The organism is Microbulbifer sp. (assembly GCF_036563125.1).
Taxonomy (GTDB): Bacteria; Pseudomonadota; Gammaproteobacteria; order Pseudomonadales; family Cellvibrionaceae; genus Microbulbifer.
In genome coordinates this window covers 1-8,542 of sequence record NZ_DATCMV010000052.1, presented here as the reverse complement: position 1 = coordinate 8,542, position 8,542 = coordinate 1, and the positions used below count along the sequence as shown (strand labels likewise).

Genomic DNA, 8,542 nt, shown 5'->3' with positions numbered 1-8,542 from the left:
TCGTCGTCGAGAGGGTTGTTTTCCGCGTCGCTGACGATGTGGGCGCTGCCGCGCTCGGGGGTGAAATCGTAGCGGGCCACCTCGCCGACGGCGTAGAAGCCGACATTCAGCCACACGTCTTGCTGGTCCTCGCCCACCAGTGCCACCGCGTGTTTGTGGTGGCTGCGCAGCACTTCATTGACCAGGTGCTGCACCATGGTACTGCCGATGCCGCGACCGCAATATTCGGGCAGGGTGCCGAGGTCGTAGAAGCCGAGGGCATCGGCGGAGGAAAACAGGCAGCCAGTGGCGGCGGGTTTGCCCTGAAATTCGCCGAGGAAGTATTTGAGGCGGCTGTGCTTGTGCTCCGGCAGCTCGGCGAGCTGGCGGTAGAATTTCTTGATCTGGGCGGTCTCCCGCGGGCAGTTCTGCATTTCCGCGATCAGCCCGCCGTAGGCCAGCAGGTCGTCCGCGTTGTGCACCGCCTTGATCTCCAGCCCCTCCAGCTTTTTCTCATCGGTGGCGAGCTGTTTCACCTCTGCCGCCATCGCAATCACCGGCGCCTGCCGGACCAGCTGCAATTCCGCCAGCGCCTCGTCGTCTAGCGGCTTGTTGGCGCAGTGCCACAGGGAGAAGGGGCTGTGGCGTTCGGCGAAATAATCCACAACAAATCGCTGCAGGATGCGCGGCTGCATCACTGCATTGCTGACCACCTGGTTGAAGCGGGTGGAGAGCAGGCCGCTGTCGGTGCGCAGCAGGCCGGTAATTTCCTTGCTCTGTTGCGGGTTGAGCAAATCCGCGCAGTACCCGGCTTTGTTTTCCAGGTTACGGCACACGAGATTCTTGGCGCTGAGACTGTATTTCATGGTTACAGGATAGTCTTGCCGGTTGTTGGGCGTATCGTTGTTCGCAACCTGTGACAGCAGAATCAGCCCAATTGATCCACCTGCGACAGCGCGCACTGGTCCATGGACAGCGCCGGCTGCTCGCAACTGGCGGTGCCGATCACCTTCGCCGGTACCCCGGCCACCAGGGCTTTCTCCGGCACCGCTTTCAACACCACACTGCCCGAGGCAATCTGCGAACAGCGGCCGATCTCGATATTGCCGAGGATCTTGCTGCCGGCGCCAATCAGCACGCCACAGCGCACTTTCGGGTGGCGGTCGCCGGACTCCTTGCCGGTACCGCCCAGGGTTACCGATTGCATGATGGAGACGTTGTCTTCCACCACCGCGGTTTCGCCGATGACGATGCCGGTGGCGTGATCCAGCAGAATCCCCCGGCCCAGTTGTGCCGCCGGGTGAATATCCACCCCGAACACCACCGAGATCCGGTGCTGCACGAACAGCGACAGCGAACGGCGCTGCTGTTGCCACAGCCAGTGCGCCACGCGCCAGGCCTGCAGGGCGTGGAAACCTTTGAAAAACAGGAAGGGCTCGTACAGCGACTGGCACGCGCTGTCGCGCTGTTCGATGGCGGCGAGGTCCGCGCGCGCTGCCAGGCCGATGCTGGGATCCGCTTCCAGTGCCTCGTCGATCACTTCGCGGATCAACAGCGCCGGCGCCACCGGGCTGTCGAGCTTGTTGGCGAGGTGGAAGCTGAGGGCGGATTCCAGCGTCCCGTGGTTGAGAATGGTGGCATGCAGGAAGCTCGCCAGAATCGGCTCCCGCTCTACCTGCACCGCCACGTCCTGGCGGATCTGCTGCCACAGCTGGTCCTGCGCTACCGCAGGCATAAGAATTTCCATTCTGAACAGCTCCTTTTGCTTGTTACATGGCACCCGTTACACCGCAACGGCTATACCGCACCGAGGGTGAGAGGTGGCTCCTGCAGTGCCGACAGCTGCTCGCGCAGCGCGAGAATATGCTCCGCCCAGTAACGCGGCGTGTTGAACCAGGGGAAGGCCCGTGGAAACGCCGGGTCCTGCCAGCGCCGCGCCAGCCATGCGGCGTGGTGCATCTGGCGCAGGCAGCGCAGCGGCTCGATCAACTGTAGCTGCTGTGGATCGAAAGCGTAGAAGGTTTCGTAACCCTCCACCACCGCGTCGAGGTAGGCGGTTTGCTCGGCGCGATTGCCGGAAATCAGCATCCAGATATCCTGGATCGCCGGACCCTGCAGACAGTCGTCGAGATCCACGAACCAGGGGGTGTCGTCGCGCCACAGGAAGTTGCCGCTGTGGCAGTCACCGTGCAGGCGCAGGGTGGTCCACTCGCGCTCGAACAGCGGCGCAATGCGTTCGATGATGTGCGCGGTGGTGGTCTCGTAGGCTTCGCGATTTTCCCGCGGCAGGAAATCACCGGCGAGAATGAACTCGCGACTGTCGCGGGCAAAGTGTTGCAGTGACAGCGAGGGGCGATGGGCGAAGGGCTTGGCCGCGCCGATGGCGTGAATACGCCCGAGCATGGTGCCCACCTGTTCCAGGTGGTCAAAGTTGTCCAGTTCCAGCTGGTGCCCGCCGCGGCGCGGAAACAGTGCAAAGCGGAAGCCATGGGCTTCGTGCAGGGTGCGGCCGTCGAATTCCAGCGGCGCCACTACGGGAATTTCCGCCTCTACCAGTTCCTGCGCAAAACTGTGCTCTTCCTGAATCTGTGCATCGGTCCAGCGCCCCGGGCGATAGAACTTGGCAATCAGCGGCTGGCCCTCGTCGATTCCCACCTGATAGACGCGGTTCTCGTAACTGTTGAGGGGGAAAATGCGCGCATCGGAGAGGAGGCCGACGCTTTCAACGCAGTCGATCACCCGGTCCGGGGTGAGCGCGTCGTAGGGGTGTGACATATCGGTCATGTCGGTCATGGCGGCGCTCCGGTGAGCCTCGCGAAGCTCATACAAATTGGGGCGCTATGCTAACGCGGTTGGCCGATACCACCAAACACCATCCGTTCCCCGGAGCACGGTGTGCCCCGGGGGGACGCACCGCTTTATTCCGAGGCAGTCTGCGGGCCGATGATGCCGCTTACCTCGACGATCTTGTCCGCGGGGAAGCCGCCCAGCTTGGCGTGCTTGGCGATGATTTCCTTGTTTGGCGCCTGATACACGCAATAAAACTTGTCTTCGGCGACGTAGCTCTGCTGCCATTTGATGTCCGGTCCCAGGGTTTCCAGTACCGCACGGGATTTCTGCGAGATGGATTTGAGTTCTTCCTGGGTGAGCTTCTGCGCGCCGGGAATGGTGCGCTCGATGATGTACTGGTGGCTGTCGGCGGAAAACGCGGTGGCGCTGGCGACCAGCATGGCAAATGCAATCAGTGAGTGACGCATGGGAATATCTCCTGGTGGAAAAGTTTTCTGTGGATAACCGCTGTGTGACCAACCTCGATTGCTGTCTGAGGCCTGCCAGCTATCCAAGCAGTCACTTGTCACGCTCACAATGAATTCCCTGCTGACCTTTACCTGAACTGGTGATTGCCGTTAAATCAAGGCGTTAGCAGTAGAAATGAACTGCGCACACTGTGCGGAAAAGGCAGCAGACCGGATTCGGGGCGGCATATGACGACACTGTGTTTCGGGGAGTTCGAACTCGACCATAAAAAAAACCGCCTGCTGCGCCGTGGCAAAAAGGTGGCGATCCAGGAGCAACCGCTGCGGCTGTTATCCCTGCTGCTGGTGGAGCCCGGCGCGCTGGTGACCAGGGAGCGGATTTACCGTGAGTTCTGGCCGGAAGACGCCACCGGCATTCTCGATGACAACCTCAATACCCTGGTGCGGAAACTGCGCCAGGCCCTCAACGACTCGGCGCGCAGCTCGCGCTTCGTGGAAACCGTCCCCAGGCAGGGATATCGATTTATCGCCCCGGTGGTTGTGCAGGGTGCGGAGCCGAGTACCGAACAGGACGCCGAGAAGATATTCCCGCGCATCGAAACGGGTGCTTCGCGCCGTTTTGTTCAATCCGCGGTCGCTTTGAGCGCGCTGGTATTAGTGGCCGTACGGGGATATTTGTTGTCGCCTTATTTTGTTTCACAGCACAGTGCGGAGCGGCACTTCAACTCCGTCGCCGTGCTGCCGTTCGTGAATGCCGGTGACGACTACCAGCGGGATTATTTCAGCGACGGCCTCGCCGACGACATACTCAATCGCCTGTCCGCTTATCCCGGATTGCATGTTGTTTCCCGAACCTCCTCCTTCGCCCTGCAACAGTCCGGTCTGGATGCGCGCAGCATCGGCGAAAAACTGAATTCCGATGCGCTGGTCGAGGGCAGCGTGCGCAGGGATGCAGAACAGCTGCGCATCAATGTGCGGCTCATCGATACCGGCAATGGCTACCAGCTGTGGTCGCGCAGCTATCAGCGGGAGCTGACGGATATCTTCTCGGTGCAGGAGGAGATCGCGCTGGAGATCGCCAGCGCACTGGCCGGTGAACTGCAGAGCGGCGTGGACACCAATCCACTACCAGACCGGATTCCTCCTGCGGCCTACGACAACTATCTCAAGGGGCGTTTTTACTGGCACCAGCGCTCGGAACGCGATCTGCATGCGGCGGTGGAATGTTTCGAACAGGCCATCGCCCTGGCCCCGGAGTATGCACCGGCGTGGGCGGGGCTTGCGGACGCTCTTGCGGTTTTGGGTTTCTACGATTATCTGCCACCGTCCGAGGCATTCACCCGCGCCCGCGGCGCCGCCCGCCGCACCCTGCAGCTGGACCCGGTCAATGCCTCGGCGGAGGCCAACCTCGGTTATGTGGCGCTGTATTACGACTGGGATCTGGCGGAGGCGGAAGCGCGATTTCTGCAGGCGATTGCGTTCAAACCGGACTCCTCCAAGGCACATCAGTGGTACGCAAACCTGCTGGTGGCGGCGGGACGGTTTGCGGAAGCGGAGCGGGAGATGCGCAGGGCCACGGAGCTGGACCCGCTGTCACTGATTGCCAATGCCGCGCTCGGCTGGGTGCTGTATCACGCGGGTTCGCACCAGGCGGCGCTGGAGCAGCTGGCACTGGCGCAGGAGCTGGATCCGGATTTCGAACTTATTTACCTGTGGCGCGGCTGGACCCTTGAAGACATGGGTGACCTGTCCGGCGCAGTGGATTCCCTGCGGGAGAATGTGGCGCGCTCCGGTGGCAGTGCCATTGGCGTGGCCTCGCTGGCGCGGACACTGGCGCTGGCGGGCGATGAGCAGGAAGCCCGCGCCCGGCTGGCAGAGCTTGAGGGTTCTGGCGGGTATCTGCCGTCTTACGAAATGGCCAAAGCCTATCTCGCTCTCGGGGACTTGGCCGAGGTGGATCGCTGGCTGCAGCGCGCGAGGAACCAGCGCTCACACTCTCTGGTGTTCCTCAATGTGGATCCGCAGCTGGCGGCATTTCGCACCACGCAAGACTATGCGCAACTTGCCCGCCAGGTGCTGCCGAAGCCGTAACCAGGCTGGCACTACACAGATGATTTGGGGAGGGGAAGCCGGGGGCCGATTTTTTCTAGCCCCCGGAAGAATCGCCGTGAATTAAACCGCGACTTTTTCCAGCGCCAGGCTGCCAATGGAATAACCGGCACCGAAAGAGCAGATCACGCCCTTGCTGCCCACCGGCAGATCGTCGCTGTGCAGGTTGAACGCGATCACCGAGCCCGCACAGGCGGTATTGGCGAAGCGGTCCAGCACGATCGGCGCGCGTTCGATGGTGGCGCCGTCGCCCATCAGCTTTTTCGCGATCAGGTTGTTCATGTTGATGTTGGCCTGATGCAGCCACCAGCGGTCGATTGCGGCCGGGGTCATGCCCAGCTCCTGTACCTGGTTCTCCAGATGCTCCGCTGCCATCGGGCACACTTCCTTGAACACCTTGCGGCCGTTCTGGCGGAACAGTTTGCCGTCGCCATAGGGATCTACATCCGCAGCGCGGGCGGTGTAACTGAAGTTGGAGCGAATATTGTTGGAGAAAACGGTTTTCGCCTTGGTGCCGAGGATTTCCCACGCGGTGTCCGCGTTGCAGAGATCCTTGCGCTCGACCACCGAAGCCACCGCCACATCACCGAAAATAAAGTGGCTGTCGCGATCGGTGTAGTCCACCTGGGGTGAGGCCAGTTCCGGATTGATCACCAGCACCGCCTTGGCGGAACCGGAGCTGATGGCGTCCACCGCGCGCTGCAGGGAAAAGGTCGCGGAGGAGCAGGCGACTTCCATATCGAAGGCAAAGCCGTCGATGCCGAGCGCGCCCTGGATCTCAATGGCGATGGCGGGATAGGAGCGCTGCAGATATGAGGCGCCGACGATCACCGCATCGATGTCTTCCGGTTTCTTGTTGGCCTTTTCCAGCGCCAGCTTGGCCGCCTTCAGACCCATCTCAGCCTGCAGACACAGCTCGTCATCGGCGCGCTCCGGCAGATAGGGGCGCATGCGCTCGGGATCGAGAATGCCTTCCTTGCTGACCACATAGCGGCTCTTGATACCGGAGGCCTTTTCGATGAATTCCGCGGAGGAAAACGGCTTGGCTTCCAGTTCGCCCGCCTCGATGGCGGCGGCGTTTTCGCGGTTGTACTTTTCCGCGAAGGTATTGAGTGCGGTCACCAGCTCTTCATTGGTAATGGTGTCCGGGGGAGTCCACAGGCCGGTACCGCTGATCACAATGCCCTGGGGCATCTTGTATTCGCTCATCATGCTAAATCCCGTACTTCACGCCCGCGCGGCGAGCCTCTTTTATAACGTTAGCAGCCGATGATTTTTTGCACAGTGGCCGCAAAGGGCGACTATTGTGCCGCCGCCGGTCGAGATGGTCTAGGAATGAGTACTGGGGTACCGAATGGTCAGGCAGGGAAATTGGCTGAGTGTCAGGGGGTTCTGGCCAAGGCGTAAGCACTCACCCGACTTGCGCCGGCATGCAGGAGTGACTGGGCGGCCGCCTCCAGGGTGGCGCCAGTGGTAATCACGTCGTCCACCAGCCCGATATGTAAACCCTGCACCCGGGAAGAGGCGGCAAAGCTGTGCTCAAGATTCTTCAAGCGCTCGTTGCGGCGCAGCTTTTGCTGGCTGCCGGTTTGGGTCACCTTGCGCAGGGCGCGGTTATCCACAGGGACCTGCCAGTGTTTGCCGAGGATATCCGCGATCAGCTGGGCCTGGTTGTAACCGCGGGAGAGTTGCTTGCGCCAGTGCAGGGGTACCGGAACCAATAGGTCCGGGCGTTCGGCAGGCTGAAGCCTCGGCCCGATCTGCGCTGCGGCCAGTTCGGCCAGGGTGTGCCCGGCGGCGAAGTCGCGCTGGTATTTGAAGCGCTGGATAAGTTGTGCCACCGGATAGGCATAGTTCCAGCAGGTGTAGCTGCGCTCCTGAGGAGGCAGTTGTTGCAGGCACTGCGGGCAGGTGTGGTCGCAGGTGTTTTCCAGCGGCAGCGCACACCGGCTGCAGGCGTGGTGGATTACCGGCAGGTCGCTGCGGCAGGGTGTGCAAATGCCGGAATGAATCCGCCCGCCTGCACCGCACAGCAGACAGCGGGCAAGACTGGATTCCAGGCTGCGGTCAAGCAGCTGGCCGAAAAGTCGCAGCATTGTGGGGCAATCCTCCCTGATTGCGTGGCAGCGCCACCGCAATTGTGGACTTGTAAACCTTACCTGGTTCTCTCGGTTGACAGCGAAAGGGCCACCGCTACACTTGCAGGCCTTCACAGACCGAAAAGTCCGATCCCCGGCCACACATGACACGTGAGTCGAATGGCCTCCGAGGAGAGTAATCCCAGTGACCGCCAACCCGCAAATGTCCAATGCTTCTTCCAACTACGGCGAGGTCCGCCACGACTGGACTCGCCAGCAAGTGCTGGACCTGTTCGCACTGCCGTTCAGCGATCTGATGTTCACCGCGCAGCTGGTGCATCGCCAGCACTTTGACGCCAATCGGGTGCAGGTGAGCACCCTCTGTTCCATCAAGACCGGCGCCTGCCCGGAGGACTGCAGTTACTGTCCCCAGAGTGCCCGCTACGACACCGGCCTCGAGCGCGAGAAGCTGATGAAGGTGGAAAAGGTGGTGGAAGAAGCGCGCGCCGCCAAGGCCAGCGGTGCCACCCGTTTCTGCATGGGTGCCGCCTGGCGTTCGCCCAAGAACAAAGACATGCAGTACGTCACCCAGATGGTGCGTGAGGTAAAAGCCCTGGGTCTAGAGACCTGCATGACCCTCGGCATGCTGAGCGACGAGCAGGCCAAGGGCCTGGCGGACGCGGGTCTCGATTACTACAACCACAACCTGGACACCTCGCCGGAATACTACGGCGACATCATCACCACCCGCACCTACGAAGACCGCCTGAACACCCTCGCGAATGTGCGCGCGGCCGGTATGAAGGTCTGTGCCGGTGGCATTATCGGTCTCGGTGAAGAGGAAAAGGATCGCGCCGGCCTGCTGATGCAGCTCGCCAATCTCTCCGAGCACCCGGAATCCGTGCCGATCAATATGCTGGTGAAAGTGGCCGGCACCCCGCTGGAAAACAACAAGGATCTCGATCCGTTCGAATTTATCCGCTGCATCGCCGTGGCCCGCATCATGATGCCGAAATCCCACGTGCGCCTGTCTGCCGGTCGCGAATCCATGAACGACGAGATGCAGTCGCTGGCGTTCCTCGCCGGTGCCAACTCGATTTTCTACGGGGAAAAACTGCT

The 8,542-nt window shown here is 61.5% G+C and carries 8 protein-coding genes; 2 read left to right on the top strand and 6 right to left on the bottom strand.

Annotation, left to right across the window (positions count from 1 at the left end; genetic code table 11):
• The 4 genes from VIL80_RS03950 to VIL80_RS03935 all read right to left on the bottom strand — a co-directional run.
• Positions 1–845: GNAT family N-acetyltransferase (locus VIL80_RS03950; RefSeq protein WP_332034855.1), on the bottom strand; the 845-nt coding region annotated here is incomplete at its 3' end.
• Positions 846–907: 62 nt separating this feature from the next.
• The gene (cysE, locus tag VIL80_RS03945) at positions 908–1,726 is read right to left on the bottom strand and encodes a serine O-acetyltransferase (protein ID WP_332034854.1); all 819 of its coding nucleotides are present in this window, start codon (positions 1,724–1,726) and stop codon (positions 908–910) included.
• A 50-nt stretch (positions 1,727–1,776) separates the two neighbouring features.
• Complete coding sequence (srkA, locus tag VIL80_RS03940) at positions 1,777–2,763, bottom strand: SrkA family protein kinase (RefSeq protein ID WP_332034857.1); 987 nt, start codon at positions 2,761–2,763, stop codon at positions 1,777–1,779.
• A gap of 134 nt (positions 2,764–2,897) precedes the next feature.
• The gene (locus tag VIL80_RS03935; RefSeq protein ID WP_332034853.1) at positions 2,898–3,236 is read right to left on the bottom strand and encodes a DUF4242 domain-containing protein; all 339 of its coding nucleotides are present in this window, start codon (positions 3,234–3,236) and stop codon (positions 2,898–2,900) included.
• 228 nt (positions 3,237–3,464) lie between these two features.
• On the opposite strand from VIL80_RS03935, the gene VIL80_RS03930 reads away from it, so the two are divergent.
• Positions 3,465–5,327 (top strand): winged helix-turn-helix domain-containing tetratricopeptide repeat protein, encoded by a 1,863-nt coding sequence (locus VIL80_RS03930; protein WP_332034852.1) that lies wholly within the window; start codon positions 3,465–3,467, stop codon positions 5,325–5,327.
• Positions 5,328–5,408: 81 nt separating this feature from the next.
• On the opposite strand, the gene VIL80_RS03925 is transcribed toward VIL80_RS03930, so the two are convergent.
• Together VIL80_RS03925 and VIL80_RS03920 are read right to left on the bottom strand one after the other, a co-directional pair.
• Complete coding sequence (locus VIL80_RS03925) at positions 5,409–6,554, bottom strand: beta-ketoacyl-ACP synthase III (RefSeq protein WP_332034851.1); 1,146 nt, start codon at positions 6,552–6,554, stop codon at positions 5,409–5,411.
• 173 nt (positions 6,555–6,727) lie between these two features.
• Positions 6,728–7,441, bottom strand: coding sequence for a double zinc ribbon domain-containing protein (locus VIL80_RS03920; protein WP_332034850.1), 714 nt, complete (start codon positions 7,439–7,441; stop codon positions 6,728–6,730).
• A gap of 205 nt (positions 7,442–7,646) precedes the next feature.
• Here VIL80_RS03920 and bioB point away from each other — a divergent pair.
• Positions 7,647–8,542: biotin synthase BioB (gene bioB / locus VIL80_RS03915; RefSeq protein ID WP_332034856.1), on the top strand; the 896-nt coding region annotated here is incomplete at its 3' end.

What these genes read in the sequence shown, in the direction of transcription:
- cysE (WP_332034854.1), bottom strand. Translation starts at nt 1,726, where the DNA reads ATGGAAATTCTTATGCCTGCGGTAGCGCAGGACCAGCTGTGGCAGCAG.
- srkA (WP_332034857.1), bottom strand. Translation starts at nt 2,763, where the DNA reads ATGACCGATATGTCACACCCCTACGACGCGCTCACCCCGGACCGGGTG.
- VIL80_RS03935 (WP_332034853.1), bottom strand. Translation starts at nt 3,236, where the DNA reads ATGCGTCACTCACTGATTGCATTTGCCATGCTGGTCGCCAGCGCCACC.
- VIL80_RS03930 (WP_332034852.1), top strand. Translation starts at nt 3,465, where the DNA reads ATGACGACACTGTGTTTCGGGGAGTTCGAACTCGACCATAAAAAAAAC.
- VIL80_RS03925 (WP_332034851.1), bottom strand. Translation starts at nt 6,554, where the DNA reads ATGAGCGAATACAAGATGCCCCAGGGCATTGTGATCAGCGGTACCGGC.
- VIL80_RS03920 (WP_332034850.1), bottom strand. Translation starts at nt 7,441, where the DNA reads ATGCTGCGACTTTTCGGCCAGCTGCTTGACCGCAGCCTGGAATCCAGT.